This is a genomic window from Proteus sp. TSJ240517 (assembly GCF_047921575.1).
In the GTDB taxonomy this organism is placed as follows: Bacteria; Pseudomonadota; Gammaproteobacteria; order Enterobacterales; family Enterobacteriaceae; genus Proteus.
In genome coordinates this window covers 15,234-38,149 of sequence record NZ_JBLRMH010000006.1, presented here as the reverse complement: position 1 = coordinate 38,149, position 22,916 = coordinate 15,234, and the positions used below count along the sequence as shown (strand labels likewise).

21 protein-coding genes are annotated in these 22,916 nt (G+C 38.7%); 17 read left to right on the top strand and 4 right to left on the bottom strand.

Annotated elements, in window-relative coordinates:
- Positions 1–157: 157 nt before the first annotated feature.
- Together ACNARN_RS11280 and ACNARN_RS11275 are read left to right on the top strand one after the other, a co-directional pair.
- Positions 158–1,678 (top strand): hypothetical protein, encoded by a 1,521-nt coding sequence (locus ACNARN_RS11280; RefSeq protein WP_416304469.1) that lies wholly within the window; start codon positions 158–160, stop codon positions 1,676–1,678.
- A 74-nt stretch (positions 1,679–1,752) separates the two neighbouring features.
- Positions 1,753–2,196: a flavodoxin gene (locus ACNARN_RS11275; protein ID WP_416304468.1), complete on the top strand. Its 444-nt coding sequence runs from the start codon at positions 1,753–1,755 to the stop codon at positions 2,194–2,196.
- A gap of 146 nt (positions 2,197–2,342) precedes the next feature.
- Here the strand turns inward: ACNARN_RS11275 and ACNARN_RS11270 are convergent, their stop codons facing one another.
- The 4 genes from ACNARN_RS11270 to map form a co-directional block, all read right to left on the bottom strand.
- Positions 2,343–2,729 carry a DUF3461 family protein gene (locus ACNARN_RS11270; RefSeq protein WP_006535910.1) on the bottom strand — a complete coding sequence of 129 codons (387 nt, stop codon included), beginning with the start codon at positions 2,727–2,729 and terminating at the stop codon, positions 2,343–2,345.
- Between the two features lie 70 nt (positions 2,730–2,799).
- Entirely contained in the window at positions 2,800–3,624 is an 825-nt protein-coding gene (gene dapD / locus ACNARN_RS11265; protein WP_160230642.1) for a 2,3,4,5-tetrahydropyridine-2,6-dicarboxylate N-succinyltransferase, read from the bottom strand.
- Positions 3,625–3,658: 34 nt separating this feature from the next.
- The gene (gene glnD, locus ACNARN_RS11260; protein WP_416304467.1) at positions 3,659–6,304 is read right to left on the bottom strand and encodes a bifunctional uridylyltransferase/uridylyl-removing protein GlnD; all 2,646 of its coding nucleotides are present in this window, start codon (positions 6,302–6,304) and stop codon (positions 3,659–3,661) included.
- A 157-nt stretch (positions 6,305–6,461) separates the two neighbouring features.
- Positions 6,462–7,259 carry a type I methionyl aminopeptidase gene (map, locus tag ACNARN_RS11255; protein ID WP_075671708.1) on the bottom strand — a complete coding sequence of 266 codons (798 nt, stop codon included), beginning with the start codon at positions 7,257–7,259 and terminating at the stop codon, positions 6,462–6,464.
- Between the two features lie 597 nt (positions 7,260–7,856).
- Between map and rpsB the strand changes: the two genes are divergently transcribed.
- The 15 genes from rpsB to rnhB all read left to right on the top strand — a co-directional run bounded on the left by rpsB (position 7,857) and on the right by rnhB (position 22,909).
- Positions 7,857–8,582 (top strand): 30S ribosomal protein S2, encoded by a 726-nt coding sequence (gene rpsB, locus ACNARN_RS11250; RefSeq protein ID WP_023582712.1) that lies wholly within the window; start codon positions 7,857–7,859, stop codon positions 8,580–8,582.
- A 135-nt stretch (positions 8,583–8,717) separates the two neighbouring features.
- Positions 8,718–9,569 (top strand): translation elongation factor Ts, encoded by an 852-nt coding sequence (gene tsf / locus ACNARN_RS11245; protein WP_109373115.1) that lies wholly within the window; start codon positions 8,718–8,720, stop codon positions 9,567–9,569.
- 136 nt (positions 9,570–9,705) lie between these two features.
- Positions 9,706–10,434, top strand: coding sequence for a UMP kinase (gene pyrH / locus ACNARN_RS11240; RefSeq protein ID WP_023582710.1), 729 nt, complete (start codon positions 9,706–9,708; stop codon positions 10,432–10,434).
- Between the two features lie 112 nt (positions 10,435–10,546).
- Entirely contained in the window at positions 10,547–11,104 is a 558-nt protein-coding gene (frr, locus tag ACNARN_RS11235; protein ID WP_109373116.1) for a ribosome recycling factor, read from the top strand.
- A 192-nt stretch (positions 11,105–11,296) separates the two neighbouring features.
- On the top strand, positions 11,297–12,490 hold the full coding sequence (gene ispC, locus ACNARN_RS11230; RefSeq protein WP_198626184.1) for a 1-deoxy-D-xylulose-5-phosphate reductoisomerase: 1,194 nt from the start codon (positions 11,297–11,299) through the stop codon (positions 12,488–12,490).
- A 282-nt stretch (positions 12,491–12,772) separates the two neighbouring features.
- A complete protein-coding gene (gene uppS / locus ACNARN_RS11225) occupies positions 12,773–13,474 on the top strand; it encodes a polyprenyl diphosphate synthase (protein ID WP_416304510.1) in 702 nt (233 codons plus the stop codon).
- A gap of 1 nt (position 13,475) precedes the next feature.
- Positions 13,476–14,339: a phosphatidate cytidylyltransferase gene (gene cdsA, locus ACNARN_RS11220; RefSeq protein ID WP_198620934.1), complete on the top strand. Its 864-nt coding sequence runs from the start codon at positions 13,476–13,478 to the stop codon at positions 14,337–14,339.
- A 9-nt stretch (positions 14,340–14,348) separates the two neighbouring features.
- On the top strand, positions 14,349–15,701 hold the full coding sequence (gene rseP / locus ACNARN_RS11215; RefSeq protein ID WP_416304466.1) for a sigma E protease regulator RseP: 1,353 nt from the start codon (positions 14,349–14,351) through the stop codon (positions 15,699–15,701).
- Positions 15,702–15,740: 39 nt separating this feature from the next.
- On the top strand, positions 15,741–18,134 hold the full coding sequence (bamA, locus tag ACNARN_RS11210; protein ID WP_416304465.1) for an outer membrane protein assembly factor BamA: 2,394 nt from the start codon (positions 15,741–15,743) through the stop codon (positions 18,132–18,134).
- A gap of 92 nt (positions 18,135–18,226) precedes the next feature.
- Positions 18,227–18,724 carry an OmpH family outer membrane protein gene (locus ACNARN_RS11205; RefSeq protein WP_036934019.1) on the top strand — a complete coding sequence of 166 codons (498 nt, stop codon included), beginning with the start codon at positions 18,227–18,229 and terminating at the stop codon, positions 18,722–18,724.
- Between the two features lie 3 nt (positions 18,725–18,727).
- The gene (lpxD, locus tag ACNARN_RS11200) at positions 18,728–19,756 is read left to right on the top strand and encodes a UDP-3-O-(3-hydroxymyristoyl)glucosamine N-acyltransferase (protein ID WP_109373121.1); all 1,029 of its coding nucleotides are present in this window, start codon (positions 18,728–18,730) and stop codon (positions 19,754–19,756) included.
- Between the two features lie 123 nt (positions 19,757–19,879).
- The gene (gene fabZ, locus ACNARN_RS11195) at positions 19,880–20,332 is read left to right on the top strand and encodes a 3-hydroxyacyl-ACP dehydratase FabZ (protein ID WP_006535887.1); all 453 of its coding nucleotides are present in this window, start codon (positions 19,880–19,882) and stop codon (positions 20,330–20,332) included.
- Between the two features lie 3 nt (positions 20,333–20,335).
- Positions 20,336–21,139 (top strand): acyl-ACP--UDP-N-acetylglucosamine O-acyltransferase, encoded by an 804-nt coding sequence (lpxA, locus tag ACNARN_RS11190; protein WP_088494703.1) that lies wholly within the window; start codon positions 20,336–20,338, stop codon positions 21,137–21,139.
- A 7-nt stretch (positions 21,140–21,146) separates the two neighbouring features.
- Positions 21,147–22,319, top strand: coding sequence for a lipid-A-disaccharide synthase (gene lpxB / locus ACNARN_RS11185; protein WP_416304464.1), 1,173 nt, complete (start codon positions 21,147–21,149; stop codon positions 22,317–22,319).
- Positions 22,319–22,909 (top strand): ribonuclease HII, encoded by a 591-nt coding sequence (gene rnhB / locus ACNARN_RS11180; RefSeq protein WP_416304463.1) that lies wholly within the window; start codon positions 22,319–22,321, stop codon positions 22,907–22,909. The genes lpxB and rnhB overlap by 1 nt, the downstream gene beginning before the upstream one ends.
- Positions 22,910–22,916 lie beyond the last annotated feature (7 nt).

Sequence of the window (22,916 nt, the reverse complement as noted above, 5' to 3'; positions counted from 1 at the left end):
AAATAATAGTCTTTAATTAAAATAACACGCTTAAATTTATTATTGGGCGTGTTTTTTTATATCATAGCGCATATGAATTAAACTCTTTTTTGAAATTATTATCTGCTATTCAATAATATTATGGTTGTAATATTATAATTGAATATGAGTAATAATAATGAAAATATATTTCGATAAGTTAGCAAAATTTTTACCTGCAAATGATAAAAGAGAGAATGTGGTATTTTTACTATCTGAAAAAATAGCTAATTGTTTAAATTCATTACCTAAAAATAGTTTTTTTATTTTAAAACATAAAATTAGTAACGTTTATGTTGATAAGAATTTTTTCACTGAAATAAAAAGTGAATTAACTGATGTAATTAATAAATATATAGAGGGTAATATTCATCATTTAGATAAAATTAATGAGGCTAATAATAAATGCGGTGGTGTTTTTTTAGATAAAAAAAATATTAATTGTCTTACAGTTATAAACCTTAACTCATTAGATTCTGTAAAAAAGTTTATTGAGACTATAATTAGTGAAACAGGTTCTTCTTCTCTGAAAGATAAAATTCTTAATAAAGATAATAATCCAGCTATTAATTTATTTTTTGAGAAGGGTTTTTGGGGTGGATTTGAGAAAAAATCTATTAGCAAGTTAATTCAAGAGATAAAAAACAAAACAATAGAGTTAAATCCCGGGTGTAACCTACCTTTTATAATAGGTAAGAAAGAACATATACTTGTTAAGTTAGGTAATGTAGAAGCTGCTAATAATCAAGTTAAAATAGAAAATAAAGATGACAATAATATTGAGACTCATGTTAATAATACATTAAATAAAGAAAAAATTGAATCTGCGCTTACTAAATTTGAAATATCATTTAATTTTCTTAATGAAAATATCAATAAATTATATGATGTAATAAATAAATATTATAAATTTGCAAGTCTTAATAATGCTAATAATACCTTTGGCTTTATTAAGGATGGTGATGAAACGCTTGAGGATATTAATAAAGTTATTAATGAAAAAGACGAAGAACAATCTATAAAAAAACATTCGGATGTTTATAATGAATGTAATAAAAACTGTAAATTACTTAATGTATTTCATCAAGATTTCGTTAAAAAGTTTAGAGAAAAATCTTTAGAAAAAAATGATATTGATAAATTATCAGAAATGATAAAAAAAATTGAATCCAATACGGATTCCTTAGCGATTGAATTAAAATCTCTGGCATCTTTCTCTAATGCTTATAATAATTATGAAAATAAAATAAAAAATAAAGTTTCTAATATAGCAATCAAAAATAGCTCTTGCTGTTCGATTAATGAAATCACAACAAAAACAAATGAATGCTTATCATTATTAGATGGTTTTATAAAAAGAAAGGAGACGGGCTTTTTGTCTAAAGTGTATAAGTTCTTTTTTCCTAAAAAACATAATGAATCTTTGAATCTATTAATTGATTATAAGAGTGAAATTAATAAGGTATCATCTTATCTTGATGTTTATAAAGAAAAAAATGAATATTTTACTATTGATGATATTTGTTTAATGGTTACATCAAAGTTATCTAAAATACATTACCCTGAAAGTTGGTTGAGTTATTTATATGGGGAAAAGAGTAAGTGTAATAATTTCATTCAGTCTCTTTTTAAAAAGGATGACTCAATTTATTCTCATTGAGAATAAATTGACAATATTATATGTTTGATGCTTAGTTTATTAGTTATCAAACAGTATTAAGTGGGCTAAATATTATGGCTAAAATCGGTATTTTTGTAGGTACAGTTTACGGTAATGCATTAGCAGTTGCTGAAGAGGCACAGCGTATTTTACTTGAGCATAATCATCAAGCTAATGTTTACGAAGAAGGCACACTTGCAGATTGGGAAAAATATTCAACAGTACTTGTGATAACGTCAAGTACTGGGCAAGGTGATTTACCTGATACCATTGCTCCTCTATTTCATGAACTACGTGATAATGTAGGTTATCAACCAAACCTAAATTATGGCTTGATTGCCTTAGGCGATAGTAGTTATGACTATTTTTGTGGTGCAGGGATGCAATTTGATGAATTACTGCAAGAGCACCAATCAAAGCGTATTGGTGAAATATTAAAAATAGACAGTATGGATGTCGCGGAGCCAGAAGTATTTGCAATAGATTGGCTTGAAAACTGGGTTGGCCTATTAAATTAAGTAGAAAATAATCTGATATTTAATTGGTTAATAAAATAATGAGCCATATTCAGTATTTTAAAACACCTCTTGTTTCTATTTTATACAGTAACTAAGCGGTGTTTTTCTATAAAACTGACATACATAACAGTTAAAATGCCTTGTTATTAACGACGAGTCAGTTTTTCTAAATCGGCTTCGATTTCAGCAATTTTATTTGCTACAACGTGCTCAAGATGACGCAAGTCGTCCAGAATTTTATGTTTTAAATCGACTTCTACTTGGTCTTGTTGGCAAATTTGATCTAATTCTTCAATAACATAACGTAAGTTAGTATTGATTTCATTTACTTCTTTAAAACCTTGTCCTGATTGACCATCAGAAATTGTTTTACGTTGGCGTGGATATTTAAATTTTACGCTTTTTGCAAAGAATTCACCTTTATCTTTGCGAAAATAGATTTTTAAAATATCGTTGTTAGCTTCTTGGCGTAGAGTATAGCGGTCAATATCTTCAGGATGCGGGATCCCTAAATTTTTTAAATTATCGTACATATATTGGCACCTGATAGAAAGATGAGTGAAAGAATAGCGAACAGAATTAATTCTATCCGCTGTTCTTATATTAGTCGATAGTTCTTAACAATTCATTAATGCCTACTTTTCCACGCGTTTTAGCATCAACTTTTTTCACAATTACGGCGCAGTAAAGGCTGTAACTTCCATCTTTGGACGGTAAATTACCAGAAACAACAACAGAGCCAGCAGGGACTCGACCGTAATGAACTTCGCCTGTTTCTCTGTCATAAATTTTGGTACTTTGACCAATATAAACGCCCATTGAAATAACCGCGCCTTCTTCGACAATAACGCCTTCAACAATTTCAGAACGCGCGCCAATAAAGCAGTTATCTTCAATAATGGTTGGGTTTGCTTGTAGTGGCTCTAAAACACCACCAATACCAACGCCACCAGAGAGATGAACATTTTTCCCGATTTGAGCACATGAACCTACTGTTGCCCATGTATCAACCATGCTACCTTCATCAACGTAAGCACCAATGTTGACATAAGATGGCATTAAAACAGTGTTGCGAGCGATGTAAGCCCCTTGTCTAACTGCTGCGGGAGGAACAACACGAAAACCTTCTTTTTCAAAACGTGCTTGATCATAATCAGCAAATTTCATAGGTACTTTGTCAAAATAGCGACTTTCATTGCCATCTATCACTTGATTGTGATTAATACGAAAAGAGAGCAAAACCGCTTTTTTCAACCATTGATGAGTCACCCACTGACCATCAATTTTCTCCGCGACACGCAGTTTCCCGCTGTCTAGCAGTGCAATAACGCTATTAATGGCATCACGAATATGAGGCTCAACGTTGTTTGGAGTGATATCAGCACGATGTTCGAAGGCGTTATCAATAATAGATTGTAATGCTTGCATTAATAGTATTTCCTATATGTATTGTCGTGGGTTTCTATATTTTATCCTTTGAAACTAGGGCTTTTGTCAACCTTTCTACGACTTCATCCTTCATTTTTTGGTTTAATGCCTTATTTTCGCTATCGGTTAATACGAAGAAGTCCTCAACACGTTCGCCTATTGTGGTTATTCTGGCACCATGTAATGAAAGTGAAAGATCAGCAAACACTTTACCAATAATTGCTAATAATCCTGGACGATCTCGTGCAAATAGTTCCATATAGGTGCGCTTATTATGGTTAGAAGCGATAAAGTTAATTTTTGTCGGAACGTCAAAATGGCGTAATTTGGCGGGTAATGAGCGTGTTTTTGCATTGGCGTTATAAGGGGCGGATACAACTTGGATAAGAGCGTTGCGGATTGCATTATATCTATCAATTGCCAGAGGTTTACCATTAGGCTCTAACACAATAAAAGTATCCATAGCCATGTTATCGCGGTTAGTAAAAATTTGAGCGTTATGGATACTTAAATTGCGTCTATCCAATTCACCTGCAACAGATGCAAAAAGGGATGGTCTATCAGCACACCAAATAAAGATTTCAGTACCACCATGCTCAGTTTGTTGGCTGATTAGCACCATAGGTTCAGCGCTATTATGCTCAATTAATGCAAGCGCATGCCATGCAATTTGTTCTGGTGTATGTCGTAAAAAATAGTCGGCATGGCAACGTCCCCAAATTGCTTGCAATTTATCTTCATCAACCTGTTTCATTCGTAAAATAGTTAGTGCTTGCAAACGATGATGGCGAATACGTTCACGTAAATCGGGAATAGAGTGCATACCTTGGCGTAGCTGATTTTCTGTTGATAAAAAAAGTTCACGTAATAGGCTCTGTTTCCAGCTATTCCATAGGCTACTATTAGTTGCACAGATATCCGCAACCGTTAAGCACAAAAGATAACGTAATCGACTTTCATTTTTTACTTCTGATGCAAACTGAAAAATAATGTCAGGATCTTGAATATCACGTCGCTGTGCTGTAACAGACATAAGTAAGTGATGACTAACAAGCCATTCAACTAATGCCGATTCTCTTTGATTTAAACCATGTTGTTGAGCAAAATGAACAACATCTTGGGCTCCTAATACGGAGTGATCACCATGGCGACCTTTGGCAATATCATGAAAAAGTGCAGCTAAACGTAATAATTCAAGTTGAGGAAGTTTGGGATAAATATCAACACAAAGCGGATGTTGCTCGTGGTTTTCATAAGAATCAAAACTTTCCAGTTTTTGTAAAACACGAATTGTATGTTCATCAACGGTATAGGCATGGAATAAATCAAACTGCATTTGACCCACAATATTATTCCATTGTGGGAAGTAAGCCGCTAATACACTATGTTTGTGCATGGGAACGAAAGCACCAGAAACTGCACGAGGATGGCGCAAGATCTGCATAAAAACTTGACGTGCGAGTGGGTACTCACATAACGGCTGTACTAGATGCCGACGAGCGTAACGTAAATGGCGGAGTGTTGTTGAATAAATTCCTGTGATCTCTTTATGCTCAGCCATACGTAAAAAGAGGCGCATAATAGCGATAGGATCATCAAGGAAGCAACTGTCATCAACGACATCAATTAATGAGCCTCTTAGTTGAAATTCATTATCTAAAGGTCGCGGTTTTACATTAGGTTGCAGAGCAAGAATGGCTTCATCAAATAATTGAAGTAACATATCATTTAACTCACTGACACGACGAGTTACGCGATAATAATCCTTCATCATTTTTTCAACGGGCTGATTGCCTTCGCCTTCATAATTTAAAAGTTGAGCAACATTGAGTTGTCTATCAAACAATAGACGATTGTCATAGCGAGAAAGTACAAGATGGAGAGCAAAGCGAATTTTCCATAGTGTGTATTGGCACTCTAGTAGCTCTTGTCCTTCCGCTGGCGTTAAAAAGCCAAAGTTGACCATTTCAGAAACTGAAGCAGCACCAAAATGGCGATGTGCTACCCAAATTAGAGTGTGGATATCGCGCAGTCCACCAGGGCTGCTTTTGATATCAGGCTCTAGATTATAACTAGTGCTATGGTATCGTTGATGTCTCTGTTTTTGTTCTTCAACTTTTGCAGCAAAAAAATCAGGTGATGGCCAAAATCCTTGGCTAAAAATATGGTTAATTAATTGCTGATAAAGTGAATTATTCCCACAAATAAGACGTGCTTCTAGTAAGTTTGTTGCAACCGTTAAGTCTGAAAGACCTTCTAAAAGACATTCTTCCATTGTTCTAACACTGGCACCAATTTCAAGGCGTACATCCCACAGTAATGTAATGAGTTTGCTGATTTTATCTTCTGTTTCTGGTGATAAAGGTGTTTCACTTAAAAAGAGAAGGTCAATATCAGAAAGTGGATGTAACTCTTGCCTGCCATAACCACCGACCGCAATGATACTAAGGTCTGGATAATCGGATAATTGTGTATAGCGCCATAATTGTGTTAATAGTTGATCAATGAAATGGCTACGAGCTTGAAGTAATAAAGCGACATCAACATCATGGTGAAAAGCCTCTGTTAACCAAGACTGAAATTGTTCGATTGATTGCTTAAGTTCAGCACAATTTTGTGTATTTTCTGTCAGCAAAAAAGGGGAAGGGGGCGGAGTTTGAAATGCGTTTTTATGAGTCATTGTTCGTCTTCTTTCTCAATGTTTGCTTATGACATTAAGACTAATGTTAAAACGATAACCTGACTAGTAATTCTGCTGTTTCATAGCAAATAAAATAAAAAAAGCGACACATCTCGAAAAAATATGTCGCTTTTACATTTTTAGCTAAAAAAGAATCTTATTCGTTGACTAATACCGCAGAAATAAACGGTTCTTCTTCTTTGCGTAATGTCATGATTTCACAGCCATTATCGGTAACGACTAACGTATGTTCGTATTGTGCTGACCAACCTCTGTCTTTAGTTTTAACAGTCCAGCCATCTTTCATTGTACGAATACGGTAATCACCTGTGTTTACCATTGGTTCAATGGTGAATGCCATGCCTTTTTGTAACACAACACCGCTATCATCTGCATCGTAGTGTAGAACTTGAGGTTCTTCATGGAACCCTTCACCAATACCATGACCACAATATTCGCGAACAACAGAATAGTCATGACCTTCAACAAATTTTTGAATTGCTTTGCCAAGTTCACGTAAGCGAATACCTGGTTTAACCATTTTAATGGCAAGGTAGAGGCTTTCTTGGGTGATACGACATAAACGTTCACCTTGTATTGTTGGTTTACCTACGATAAACATTTTTGAAGTATCGCCATGAAAACCATCTTTAATGACAGTGACATCAATATTAACGATATCACCATCTTTAAGGATTTTCTCTTCGCTAGGAATACCGTGGCAAATAACATCGTTAACCGAAATACAGACTGATTTAGGGAAACCATGATAGTTAAGACAAGCAGGAATAGCCTGTTGTGCGTTAACAATATGTTCATGACAAATACGGTCTAATTCAGCGGTGTTTACGCCAGGTTTTACGAACGGTGCGATAATTTCAAGAACTTCTGCCGCAAGACGACCTGCGACGCGCATTTTTTGAATATCTTCTTCTGTCTTGATTACAATAGCCATTTGAGTTCTTCGTCTAGATTAAAAGCCACAATACGAATTAGATAACACACTTTGTTGTATTCATATTTTGTATTGCAGGTTAAATGAATGATGATGAGAAATAATTCTGATTACCATTTATAATATCAGCAGAAAGTAGGCGTGCCAATAAAGAGGATATGTGCAATCTGTCTGATATCGAGAATAATGACGAACATTACGCCTTCTTAATCTGATTGTCTTTACATATTGCGCTTTTCTATTTGGTGTTTTTCTAGCAAATTGATATTAGAGCAATATTTCTCATCATTGCGTTAGTCTCGCTTTTTTCTTTGTTCAAATGATGTGTTTTTATGTCAAATAAGCCCGTGGCAAACGCAAGTAATAGTGGTTTCTTGAGGTTATTTATGGTATAAAGCGCGCCGGAGTTCTGTTATTGCATCACACTGTGAGTAATAGCTGTAAATCTGAAACATTCAATTGTGTTAATTACACACACAAATCGGCACATAACGCCGGGGTGCTCTTATGTAAAGGCCAAACCTTTACAGCTGATGAGTCGGTCGTATGGGATTTGTGGACGAAATAACCCCAAATTTAAATTTATAGAGGTCTAAAATGGCAACTGTTTCAATGCGCGATATGCTGCAAGCCGGTGTTCACTTCGGTCACCAAACTCGTTACTGGAATCCAAAAATGAAACCATTCATCTTTGGTGCGCGTAACAAAGTTCATATCATTAACTTGGAAAAAACTGTTCCAATGTTCAATGAAGCTCTGGTTGAACTGAACAAAATTGCTTCTCGTAAAGGCAAAATCCTGTTTGTTGGTACTAAGCGCTCTGCCGTTGAAGCTGTTAAAGAAGCAGCAGAAAGCTGTGACCAGTTTTATGTAAACCACCGCTGGTTAGGCGGTATGCTGACTAACTGGAAAACTGTTCGTCAGTCAATCAAACGCCTGAAAGATTTAGAATCACAATCTCAGGACGGTACTTTTGACAAACTGACCAAGAAAGAAGCGTTAATGCGTTCTCGTGAACTTGGTAAGTTAGAAAATAGCCTGGGTGGTATCAAAGACATGGGCGGTTTACCTGACGCTCTGTTTGTTATCGATGCTGAACACGAACACATTGCTATCAAAGAAGCAAACAACCTGGGTATTCCAGTATTTGCTATCGTTGATACTAACTCTGATCCAGATGGTATCGACTTCATTATCCCTGGTAATGACGATGCAATCCGTGCGGTTAAATTATATCTGACCGCCGCAGCTACAGCTGTTCGTGAAGGTCGTTCTCAAGATCTGGCTGTTCAGGCTGAAGAAGGCTTAGTCGAAGCTGAATAATAAGGCATGCTCGTAAGAGCCCTTATTTAACCAGGTATTGCTATATATTGGTTAGGGGGCCTCAATAGGCCCCCTTTACACATCTGCTATGAGAACATCTATGGCTAGTCCATAGAAAAGTCGAGGAAGAAACAAATGTCTGGAATTACCGCTGCATTGGTAAAAGAACTGCGTGAACGTACTGGCGCAGGCATGATGGAATGTAAAAAAGCGCTAGTTGAAGCTAATGGTGATATCGAATTAGCAATCGACAACATGCGTAAATCAGGTCAAGCTAAAGCTGCTAAAAAAGCAGGCCGTGTTGCTGCTGAAGGTATCATCCTTGCAGAAGTTGCTGCTGATGGTAAATTCGGTGCGCTGGTTGAGCTGAACTGTGAAACAGACTTCGTTGCTAAAGATGCTGGTTTCATCGCTTTCGGTAAAGAAGTTATGGCTGCTGTATTAGCAGACAAAACTGATGATATCGATGCTCTGAAAGCTAAATTCGAAGAAGCACGTACTGCATTAGTTGCTAAAATCGGTGAAAACATCAACATTCGTCGTGTTGCTGTATTAGAAGCTGACGAATTAGGTACTTACCTACACGGTGCTCGCATCGGTGTTCTAGTTTCAGCTAAAGGCGCTAACGAAGAACTGATCAAACACATTGCTATGCACGTTGCTGCAAGCAAACCAGAATATGTTCGTCCTGAAGATGTTCCTGCTGATGTTGTTGAACATGAGCACCAAATTCAGATGGATATTGCAATGCAATCAGGTAAACCACGCGAAATCGCAGAAAAAATGGTTATCGGTCGCATGAACAAATTCACCGGTGAGATTTCTCTGACTGGTCAGCATTTCGTAATGGATCCAAGCAAAACTGTTGGCGAACTGCTGAAAGAAAACAATGCTGATGTTATCAACTTCGTTCGTTTCGAAGTTGGTGAAGGTATTGAGAAAGTTGAAGCTGATTTCGCAGCTGAAGTTGCTGCAATGAGCAAATAATAACGCTTAGCGTTAACAGAACCGCCTAATGGCGGTTCTGTTTTGTTGTAATCTCCACTGGCTGTTTGCTTTTTTTTGTTAAAAAGAGAAGCTATCTAAAACCTCCAATTAACTAATCTGCTTAGGACAGAACACCATGGCTACCAATGCAAAACCTGTATATCAGCGAATTTTATTAAAGCTGAGTGGCGAAGCCCTGCAAGGCGCAGAAGGTTTCGGTATCGATGCGAGCGTACTTGATCGCATGGCTCAGGAAATCAAAGAACTCGTTGAATTAGGTATACAAGTCGGTGTCGTAATTGGCGGTGGTAACTTGTTCCGTGGCGCGGGTCTTGCTGCGGCAGGTATGAACCGTGTTGTGGGTGACCACATGGGAATGCTCGCGACAGTAATGAATGGTTTAGCAATGCGTGATTCATTGCACCGTGCTTATGTAAACGCACGCCTTATGTCTGCATTTCCACTGAATGGTGTCTGCGATAACTACAGTTGGGCAGAAGCAATTAGCTTATTACGCCACGGTCGAGTCGTTATTTTCTCGGCTGGTACAGGTAACCCATTCTTTACTACCGATTCAGCTGCGTGTTTACGCGGTATTGAAATTGAAGCTGACGTTGTATTAAAAGCAACGAAAGTGGACGGCGTTTATTCTGCCGATCCAACCAAAGATCCTGATGCAGTACTTTATGAAACACTGACTTATCAGGATGTATTAGAACGTGAATTGAAAGTCATGGATCTTGCTGCATTCACATTAGCCCGAGATCATAATTTACCTATCCGCGTATTCAATATGAATAAACCGGGTGCATTACGTCGGGTTGTAATGGGTGAAAGTGAAGGAACTTTGATTTCTCACGCTTAATACACAGAGACAACGGTATAATTTGGCGCTAACATCTAGAGTACGCCAATTTATTTATGTCGATATGATTTCATATCGACTGGAAGATAACCAGTTCCCAAGGGTTTATAACGTGATTAATGAAATCAAAAAAGATGCTCAAGAACGCATGGATAAAAGCGTTGAAGCACTAAAAAGCCAGATTAATAAAGTTCGTACTGGTCGTGCGTCTCCTAGCCTTTTAGATGGCATTGTAGTTGAATACTACGGAGCGCCAACGCCATTAAACCAAGTTGCTAACGTTGTCGCAGAAGATGGCCGTACACTGGCAATCACTGTATTCGACCGTACTTTAGCACCAGCTGTTGAAAAAGCGATTATGGCATCAGATTTAGGTTTAAATCCTTCATCTGCTGGCACCATTATCCGTGTTCCACTGCCTCCGTTAACTGAAGAACGTCGTAAAGACTTAATCAAAGTTGTTCGTGGTGATGCAGAACAAGGTCGCGTTTCTGTTCGTAATATCCGTCGTGATGCTAACGATAAAATAAAAGCATTACTGAAAGATAAAGAAATCAGCGAAGATGATGAACGCCGTTCACAAGATGACATTCAGAAGTTAACTGACATGTTCATTAAAAAAATTGATGATGCATTAGCGCTGAAAGAAGCAGAGTTAATGGAATTCTAATTTTTATATCTTTTTTCGATAATGCCGCTCTTTAGCGGCATTATTTTTAATTATTTATTTGAAAATTCGTGCTTAATACCTTCTTTTGTCACATTATTTATTAAAGTTTTCATCTTTAATCCTCATTTACCTTGCCATACTGATATAATTCTCTTTAATTAAAACGTTGTAGACATACTGATTGATTAATAAATGAAACAAATAACTATATTAGGCTCAACAGGATCTATCGGAACTAGCACTCTTTCCGTAATTGAAAATAATCCTGATGAGTATCAGGTCCTTGCTCTAGCCGCAGGTAAAAATGCAGACAAGATGGCACAGCAGTGCCTTGCTTTCCAGCCTAAATACGCTGTGATGTCTGATGAAAAAAGTGCAAATCAACTTAAACAGTTACTCGCTAATACATCTTGTAAAACAGAAATTCTATCTGGCTCTCATGCGATCAATGAAATTGCAGCTCTTGATGAAGCTGATCAGGTCATGTCTGCTATAACTGGTGTTGCAGGATTAAAACCGACACTTGCAGCCATTGAAAAAGGCAAAAGAATTCTGTTAGCGAATAAAGAATCACTGATAACGAGTGGGCGTCTTTTCTTTGATGCGGTTGCTAAATATGGTGCGACAATTTTACCCATTGATAGCGAACATAATGCAATTTATCAAAGCTTACCTAAAGCAATCCAAGAAAATCTAGGTCATGCGTCTTTAGCGAATGAAGGTGTGACAAGCATTTTGTTAACAGGCTCTGGTGGGCCATTTCGCTATACGCCATTAGAAGAGCTGGATGTAATGACGCCAGATCAAGCGTGTGCGCATCCAAATTGGTCTATGGGGCGTAAAATTTCGGTTGATTCTGCAACGATGATGAATAAAGGGCTTGAGTATATTGAAGCTCGTTACTTCTTTAATGCTTCTGAAGAAGAAATGGAAGTTATTATTCATCCACAATCTGTCATTCATTCAATGGTTCGCTATCGAGATGGCAGTATTATCGCTCAAATTGGTGAGCCCGATATGAGAACACCAATTGCGTACTCAATGGCTTATCCTCATCGTACTCAATCTGGTGCAAAAGCATTAGATTTCTTTGAGATTCAATCTCTAGAGTTTATTCGCCCAGATTATCAACGTTACCCTTGTTTAGCACTTGCTATTGAAGCGTCAAAACGTGGGCAAGCGGCAACAACAGTGTTAAATGCGGCTAATGAAGTGGTTGTTGATGCATTTTTACACGAAAAAGTGAAATTTACTGATATTGCTAAAATTAATCGCAAAGTTGTTGAACATTTTGACCTATCAGAGCCTCAAAGTATTAATGATGTCCTAGAAATTGATAAATTAGCAAGATTAGAAACTCATCAGATAATCACCCAATTTGTATAATGGTGATTATATTTAATATAGGGTGTTTGTTCGTCTTTCTGGCTAATGGTATAGTTGCCGAATCACTAAAGACAATAATGAAAATTAACAGTTCATTACTAAGGCTATCGCTTTAGCAACTTTGAGGCTTTGCCAAAGGCCGTGGGTGACACGGTTTTTTTTGTGCATAGGTTATCCGAAGAGGACTGTCTGTATCAGTATCAGATTAGCAAAGGGTTAAATTGAGTGAACTTATCCAGTGATGATTCATCCGCATCAAAACCAAAGCATGTTGCTATCATTATGGATGGCAATGGACGCTGGGCAAAAAAGCAAGGGAAGCTCCGAGTAACGGGGCATCGCGCGGGAATTAAAGCAGTTCGGGATGCAGTTAGCTTTTCCGTAAAACACAAAATTGAATCGCTAACGTTATATGCATTTAGTAGCGAAAACTGGAATAGACCAGAGCAGGAAGTGAGTTCTCTCATGGAGTTATTCGTTTTCGCTTTAGATAACGAAGTGAAGAGCCTGCATAAACATAATGTTAAATTAACGGTTATTGGTGATATTAGCCGTTTTAGCCGTCGTTTACAGGACAGAATTAAAAGTTCTGAGGCACTCACTGCGAATAATACAGGGCTTAATTTAAATATTGCGGCTAATTATGGCGGTCGGTGGGATATTACTCAAAGCGTAAAACAATTAGCGACATCCCTCGCAAAAGGGGAAATTAGTCTCGAAGATATTAATGAAAATACAATATCTTCACATCTTTGCTTGCATAATCAGCCTGAAGTCGATCTTGTTATTCGTACAGGTGGTGAGCATCGTATAAGTAATTTTCTTATTTGGCAGATTGCTTATGCTGAGCTTTATTTTACACAGGTTTTATGGCCTGATTTTGATGAACAAGTTTTTCAGAATGCATTAGATGCTTTTGCTAAACGGGAAAGACGTTTCGGTGGTACTACATCAGAAACAGATACTATAAATCTGGGAGGATAACTTGCTTAAGTATCGTGTCATCACCGCATTAATTTTAATCCCTATTGTTATTGCTGCACTATTTCTACTTCCTCCAGCAGGTTTTGGATTAGTGATTATCGCAATATCAGGCTTAGCGGGTTGGGAATGGGCACAATTTATTGGCTGGCATTCTCAAGGCAAACGTATTGCAACAGGGATCGGTTTTGCTGCATTGTTACTCGTTATGCAGTTTTCTTTACCTAATTTTGACCACCTACTAGACACTCCAATGATAAAAAATGGTTTGTGGGCGGGTTTAATTTGGTGGGTAGCAGCAATTTTATTAGTTGTAAGTTATCCTAATTCAGCCAATATGTGGAAAAATTCAGTTTTTATTAAGCTATTGTTCGGTATATTGACGATTGTTCCTTTTTATTGTGGCATGATGGCGCTGCGTATGCTGGGTTATAACACTGACACTTATACAGGCGCATGGTGGTTACTGTATGTCATGTTATTAGTTTGGGCTGCTGACTCTGGAGCTTATGCTTTCGGACGTTTAATTGGAAAACATAAAATGGCGCCTAAAGTATCCCCAGGTAAAACCCTCGAAGGGTTAGTTGGTGGGTTGATTACGGCAGGTGTTGCATCGTGGTTATTTACTTATTTTGCACCTGTGACTGAAGTACCCAATAACTTGTTATTAATATCTGGCGTTGTCGTCATAGTCTCGGTATTTGGTGATCTAGCAGAAAGCATGTTTAAACGTGTTGCAGGCATTAAAGACAGTAGCCAATTGATACCGGGACATGGTGGTGTGCTTGATAGAATTGATAGTTTGACTGCGGCTATCCCAGTCTTTGCAGGATTGGTCTTTCTGATTTCTTCTGGCTTTAAACTATAAAGGTAAGTAATGGGTATCCTGTGGAATCTTGCCGCATTTATTATCGTTTTAGGTATTTTAATTACGGTACATGAGTTTGGACATTTTTGGGTAGCTAGGCGCTGTGGTATTTATGTCGAGCGTTTTTCTATTGGTTTTGGAAAAGCAATTTGGCGCAAAATAGATAAACATGGCACTGAATTTGTTATCGCATGGATACCTTTGGGTGGCTATGTAAAAATGTTAGATGAAAGAGTCGCTGAGGTTGCACCTGAGCGCCGTCATCTTGCATTTAATAATAAAACAGTTGGTCAGCGTGCTGCGGTTGTTGCCGCAGGACCTATTGCCAACTTTTTGTTAGCGATTGTCGCCTATTGGATAGTTTTTATGATAGGTGTTCCTGCATTAAAACCTATAATTGCAGACATTCGTCCGAATTCTATCGCAGAACAAGCAAAATTAACGCCTGGAATGGAACTAAAATCCGTTGCAGGTATCGAAACGCCTGATCAGAATGCAGTTCGTTTAGCGTTAGTTAGTCAAATTGGTGCCAAAGAGGTTTCATTCGTTGTTTCAGATCTAAATTCTCTTTCTGAGAGTGAGAATATACTGAATTTACAACAATGGAATTTTGATCCTGAAAAACAAGATCCTATCTTGTCCCTAGGGATAATGCCTGTTGGCGCAAGGTTAGACTCAAAGATTATTGAAGTTACGGAAGGCTCCGCTGCTGAAAAAGCGGGTTTACAGGCAGGGGATCGTATCGTTAAAGTTGACGGTCAGCCAATTGATACATGGCATCCATTTACTTATTTTGTTCGACAAAGTCCAAATAAAGTCTTGGAGCTTCTTGTTGAACGTAACGGCTCGTCGTTGATGTCGAATATTACACCGACAGCTGTTGCACTGAAAGATGGTACTGAAGTAGGGCAAGTTGGTGCGCAATTGCAAATATTACCTCCTGATGAGCAATATTTGATAATGCAGCAATACAACCCATTTTCAGCGCTCTATGAAGCATCTGATAAAACATGGCAGTTGATGGGTTTAACTGTCAAAATGATTGGCAAGTTAGTGGTTGGTGACGTCAAATTAACTAACCTTAGTGGACCTGTTTCTATCGCGAAAGGCGCAGGAATGTCTGCTGATTCTGGTTTTGTTTATTATTTGATGTTTATGGCGCTTATCAGTGTCAATTTGGGGATCATTAACTTGTTTCCCCTGCCTGTCCTAGATGGCGGGCACCTGCTTTTCCTGGTTATCGAGAAGATAAAGGGAGGGCCGGTATCTGAGCGTGTACAAGATTTCTGTTATCGTATTGGTATTATGGCACTGATGCTTTTAATGGGACTTGCACTTTTCAATGATTTCTCTCGCTTATAATTGGTAAGCAGGGACCGGTTAGGAAAACACAAAACAACGATGGCGATGAAAAAGTTGCTTATAGCGTCGCTGCTGCTGGGCAGCGCCACTGCATACGGTTCAGACGGATTCGTAGTTCAGGACATTCAATTTGAAGGTCTTCAACGCGTCGCCGTTGGTGCAGCATTACTGAACATGCCTGTCCGAGTTGGAGACTCGGTCGGTAATGATGATATCAGCCGAACTATCCGTTCATTATTTGCGACAGGAAACTTTGATGATGTTCGTGTCCTGCGTGACGGAAATACTCTGATTGTTCAAGTAAAAGAGCGTCCAACTATTGCCAGCATTACTTTCTCTGGTAACAAAGCAATCAAGGAAGAGATGCTAAAACAGAATCTTGATGCTTCTAACATTCGTATCGGTGAAACACTTGACCGCACAATGCTAGCGAATATCGAGAAAGGGCTTGAAGATTTCTATTATAGTGTTGGTAAATATAATGCAACTGTAAAAGTGGTTGTTACACCTCTTCCTCGTAATCGTGTTGACTTAAAACTCGTGTTTGCAGAGGGTGTTTCAGCAACTATTCAGCAAATCAACATTGTTGGTAATAAAGCATTTTCTACTGCTGAGCTCGTTAACCGTTTCCAATTACGTGATGATGTTCCTTGGTGGAACTTAGCGGCTGATGAAAAATATCAGAAGCAAAAACTGGCTGGTGACTTAGAAACATTAAGAAGCTTCTATCTTGATCGTGGTTATGCACGTTTTGATATTGAATCGACGAATGTCAGTTTAACGCCAGACAAAAAGGGAATTTACATTACCATTAACCTGAAAGAAGGTGATAAATACACAGTAGAAAATACTGAAGTCAATGGTAATACTGCGGGCTACACTAAACAAATTGAAGAGCTTATCGAAATTGCACCCGGCTCTCTTTATAATGGCGCGCAAGTCACTAAAACAGAAAATGATATTAAAAATCTGTTAGGTCGTTATGGATATGCTTATCCTCGCGTTATGACAACCCCTGAAATTAATGATGAAAATAAAACCGTCAAACTGCATGTAAACGTAGATGCAGGAAACCGTTTCTATGTTCGTCAAGTCCGTTTCGCTGGTAATGACATCACTAAAGACTCTGTTTTACGTCGTGAAATGCGTCAAATGGAAGGTGCATGGTTAGGTAGCGATTTAGTTGAACAAGGTAAAGAGCGTTTAAATCGTTTAGGTTATTTCGAAACGGTTGAAACAGAAACTCAGCGTATTCCAGGTTCTCCTGATCAGGTTGATATCGTTTATCGTGTCAAAGAGCGTAACACAGGCTCTCTTAACTTTGGTGTCGGTTTCGGTACTGAAAGTGGCGTGAGCTTCCAAGTAGGTGTTACTCAAGATAACTGGTTAGGTACAGGTAACGCAGTTGCTATTAACGCGAGTAAAAATGATTACTCAACTTACGCAGAATTATCTGTGACTGACCCATACTTTACCGTTAATGGTGTGAGTTTAGGCGGTCGAGTTTTCTATAATGACTTCCGCGCTAATGATGCTGATTTATCTGGTTATACCAATAAATCTTATGGTGTAGATGGTACATTAGGCTTCCCAATTAATGAATATAACTCAGCACGTCTTGGCTTAGGCTATACTCATAATGGTCTGTCACGTATGGAACCGCAGGTTGCAATGTGGCGTTACCTAGAAAGTATGGGTGAAAATCCAGGCTTTGATAAACGTGAATCGTTTAATGCTGATGACTATACTGTCAGTATGGGGTGGACATTTAATAACTTAAACAAAGGTTTCTTCCCAACATCAGGTGCGAGAAGTAACTTAAGTGGGCGTGTGACTGTACCGGGCTCTGACAACAAGTACTATAAAGTCACTTGGGACGGTATGTACTATTACCCAATTAATGAGAAAGAGTCTTGGGTAACCTTACTTAAAGGTCGTTTAGGCTACGGTGATGGTTTAGGTGGTAAAGAATTACCATTCTATGAAAACTTCTATGCAGGTGGTTCGGGTACAGTTCGTGGTTTCCGTTCAAATAATATCGGTCCTAAAGCGGTTTACCTTGATGCAAATGGTAAGCCAAAACCAGGTGAGCCATCTAGCGATGCTATCGGTGGTAACGCAATGGCTGTGGCAAGTTTTGAGCTGATCACTCCAACGCCATTTGTAGATGATAAATACTCATCTTCAGTCAGAACCTCTCTGTTTGTTGATGCAGGTACGGTGTGGGATACTAAGTGGAGTAGCACTAACTCAGCTTGGACAGCAGGTATGCCTGATTATAGCCGTGCAAGTGATATACGTGTTTCAACCGGTGTTGCGTTACAATGGTTATCTCCTTTAGGTCCGTTAGTATTCTCTTATGCTAAGCCAATAAAAGATTACGAAGGCGATAAATCAGAGCAATTCCAGTTTAATATTGGTAGAACGTGGTAGCGATGTAAGTAAAGTTGATGCCTGATTCACAATGCTGAAAAAGGCATCCGATTTCTGACAAAAAATTATTTTTGGTTTTAAGGAGTTTAATCGTGAAAAAATTGTTATGTGCCGCTGCCCTAGGAATGGCATTGACCATGTCAGCAGGTGTTCAAGCCGCAGATAAAGTAGGTGTTGTGAACATCGGTCAAGTTCTCCAACAAATTCCTAACCGTGATGCGGTAGAGAAACAATTGGAAAATGAATTCAAATCACGTGACACTGAATTGCAGAACTTAGGTAAAGCATTACAGACAGCTGTTGAGAAATATCAAAAAGACGCGCCAACTATGAATGCAACACAACGTGCAAATACAGAGAAAGATCTGGTTGCTAAACGTGAAGCATATGCACAAAAAGCACAAGCTTTTGAGCAAGACTTTAGCCGTCGTCAAGCTGAAGAACGTAACAAAATCATGAAACGTGTATTAGACGCTGTTGATGCAGTAGCGAAGAAAGAAGGCTATGATGTGATCCTTGATGCTAACACTGTACCTTATTTCGCAGATGGTAAAGATATTACTGCTCAGGTTCAAAAACAGGTTAAATAATAGATGTTTTCAATTCGATTAGCTGATCTTGCTCAGCAGTTGAATGCACAGTTACACGGCGATGGTGATATCACTATCGCCGGTCTTGCTTCAATGAGCCTAGCAAATAGCGAACAAATTACATTTCTTTCCGATAGTCGCTATCGTGAAAAATTAAGTGAATGTCAGGCTGCTGCTGTTGTATTAACAGAAGCTGATCTTCCGTTTTGTCCCGTTGCCGCACTTGTGGTGAAAAACCCGTATCTTGCCTATGCTCAAATGGCACAGATAATGGATACAACACCACAGCCAGCACAGGATATCCATCCAAGTGCTGTTATTTCTCCTGACGCTAAGTTAGGAAAAAATGTATCAGTGGGTGCAAATGCCGTTATCGAATCTGATGTTATCCTTGGTGATAATGTTGTGATTGGTGCCGGTTGTTTTGTGGGTAAAAAAGCACATATTGGCGATAATAGCCGTTTATGGGCAAATGTATCTATTTATCATGAAGTTATCATTGGTAAAGATTGTTTGGTTCAGTCAGGTACTGTGATTGGTTCAGATGGTTTTGGTTATGCTAATGAACGTGGTAATTGGATCAAAATTCCACAATTAGGTTCAGTAGTGATTGGTGATCGCGTTGAAATCGGTGCATGTACTACAATCGACCGAGGCGCATTAGATAACACAGTTATCGGTAATGGTGTTATCATTGATAACCAGTGCCAAATCGCACATAACGTTATTATTGGTGATAATACCGCAGTTGCTGGTGGTGTCATCATGGCGGGCAGCCTGAAAATAGGCCGCTATTGTATGATTGGTGGAGCAAGTGTTATCAATGGTCACATGGAAATCTGTGATAAAGTCACGGTAACAGGTATGGGAATGGTAATGCGTCCTATCACTGAACCGGGTGTTTATTCTTCAGGAATTCCGCTGCAATCGAATAAAGCATGGCGTAAAACCGCAGCTCTTGTGTTGCGAATTGATGAAATGCAAAAAAGGCTCAAGTCGCTTGAACGTCAAGTAGAAAGTAGCGACAAGTAACAATATACGTCATTGACGAATGTTACCCATTTTGCGACCTGCGGGTTAACTCACTTTTTGAGTCACAGCAGGTCGTGTCATTATTAATTAGACTCAGTTTTATTAGACAGGAAGAGTATTGCAATGAGTGAGAATCATACTCTGCAAATCGAAGAAATTTTAGATTTACTTCCACACCGTTACCCATTCTTATTGGTTGATCGTGTCCTTGATTTTGAAGAAAAGAAATTTCTAAGAGCAGTAAAAAATGTATCTTTTAATGAGCCTTTCTTTCAAGGTCACTTTCCAGGAAAACCAATTTTTCCGGGCGTACTGATCCTCGAAGCCATGGCACAGGCAACGGGTATTTTAGCATTCAAAAGCGTAGGAAAGCTGGAACCTGGTGAACTCTACTATTTTGCTGCTATTGACGGTGCTCGCTTTAAACGTCCTGTCTTACCTGGGGATCAAATGATCCTAGAGGTAGAATTCATTAAAGAACGTCGTGGTGTTGCTCGCTTTAAAGGCGTCGCTAAAGTTGATGGGGAAATTGCTTGCGAAGCTGAAATGATGTGTGCTCGCCGCCGTGAGGTCTAGCCTATGATAGATAAATCCGCAGTAATTCACCCTTCCTCAATTATTGAAGAGGGTGCGGTAATCGGTGCTAATGTTCGCATTGGCCCTTTTTGTGTCATTGGTGCTAACGTTGAGATTGGTGAAGGTACTGACATCAAATCTCATGTTGTTATCAATGGGCACACACGCATTGGCCGAGATAATCAGATTTATCAATTCACTTCTATCGGTGAAGTTAATCAGGATCTGAAATATCGTGGTGAACCAACGCAAGTCATTATTGGTGATCGAAACCTTATTCGTGAAAGTGTGACTATCCACCGTGGAACAACCCAAGGTGGCAATATCACAAAAATTGGTAACGATAATCTACTGATGATTAATACCCACGTCGCACATGATTGTATCATTGGTGATCGTTGTATTATTGCAAATAACGGCACACTGGGTGGTCACGTCACTTTAGGTGATTTTGTGATTATCGGTGGTATGAGCGCCGTTCATCAGTTTTGCCAAATTGGCTCTCATGTGATGGTCGGTGGATGTTCAGGCGTGGCACAAGACGTTCCTCCTTTTGTTATTGCACAAGGAAACCACGCGACGCCTTATGGGCTGAATATTGAAGGATTAAAGCGCAGAGGTTTTGCTAAAGAAGATCTTCATGCAATTCGTAATGCTTACAAAGTACTTTACCGTAATGGTAAAACACTGGAAGAAGCGCGTGAAGAAATTGGACAATTGGTTGCTGATAATAATAATCCGCATGTCAAACTGTTCAGTGATTTTCTGGAGAACTCAGCAAAATCTAACCGCGGTATCATTCGCTAATTAGGATATGACCTTGTCAGGCCAATTATCTACTACTCGGTGTCCGTTAGTTATCGGCTTAGTTGCTGGTGAAACGTCCGGTGATATCTTGGGCGCGGGATTAATCCGCGCTCTAAAACAAATGCATCCCAATGTTCGCTTTGTCGGCGTTGCTGGACCTCTTATGCAAGCTGAAGGTTGTGAAGCTTGGTATGAGATGGAAGAGCTTGCCGTCATGGGGATCGTTGAAGTTCTCGAACGATTACCTCGCTTATTAAAGATCAGAAAAGATCTCACTCAACGATTCTCAGAATTAAAACCAGATGTTTTCGTGGGGATTGACGCACCTGATTTTAATATCACTCTTGAAGGTCGTTTAAAGCAAAAAGGGATCAAAACTATTCACTATGTCAGTCCATCTGTGTGGGCTTGGCGTCAAAAACGTGTTTTCAAAATTGGTAAAGCGACAGATCTCGTCTTAGCTTTTCTGCCTTTTGAAAAAGCGTTTTATGATAAGTATCAGGTTCCTTGTCGTTTTATTGGTCATACAATGGCTGATGCCATAGCCTTAAATCCAGATAAAAAGGCTGCTCGTGAACATCTAGGGATATCTGAAGAAATCCCTTGTCTAGCACTGCTTCCTGGTAGTCGTCATGCTGAAGTTGAAATGCTAAGTGCTGATTTTATAAAAACAGCACAGTTACTAAAACAGCAAATCCCCTCTCTTCATATTGTTGTGCCATTAGTTAATGCTAAGCGACGAGCCCAATTTGAACAGATACATCAAAATGTGGCACCAGAACTTGAAATACAACTTCTTGATGGGCAAGCAAGAGAAGCAATGACAGCGAGCGATGCAACATTGTTAGCATCAGGCACAGCTGCATTAGAATGCATGTTAACGAAATGCCCGATGGTTGTTGGCTATCGCATGAAACCATTTACTTTCTGGTTAGCAAAAAGGTTAGTTAAAACGCCTTATGTCTCGTTACCTAATTTGTTAGCTGGCCGAGAAATTATCAAAGAATTATTGCAAGAAGAGTGCGAACCCTCAGTGTTAGCACAACAACTTTTACCTCTTTTAACCGATGAAGAAAAAGTACGTCAATTAAAAGAGATATTTTTACAGCTACATAGTGACATTCGTTGTAATGCGGATGAGCAAGCAGCAAATGCAGTATTAGAATTGGTAGAAAAATAATGGAATTTGTATATCCAAAAGCAAATCTTATTGCTGGAGTTGATGAGGTTGGTCGAGGCCCATTAGTCGGTGCAGTAGTTACCGCTGCTGTTATTCTTGATCCAGCAAATCCAATTAAAGGATTAACAGACTCCAAAAAGCTAACAGAAAAAAAGCGTAATGCTCTTTATGACGAAATAAAAGAAAAAGCATTATGCTGGGCGATAGGCCGTGCAGAGCCAGAAGAAATTGATAAATTAAATATTCTTTGGGCAACCATGAAAGCAATGGAACGTGCTGTTGCGGGATTATCAATAACACCTGATATGGTCTTAATTGATGGTAATCGTTGCCCTAAATTACCAATGGCCTCTCAAGCGGTTATAAAAGGTGATAGTTTAGTTCAAGAAATTAGTGCAGCTTCTATTATTGCTAAAGTGACTCGTGATAGAGAAATGGAAGAGTTAGATAAGCTTTACCCTGATTATGGTTTTGCTAAACATAAAGGGTATCCAACTGTTTTCCATATGGAAAAACTAGCCTTATTAGGGGCAACACCCTATCATCGAAAAAGTTTTGCGCCTGTAAAACGTGCTTTAAATTTAAAGTAATCCACAG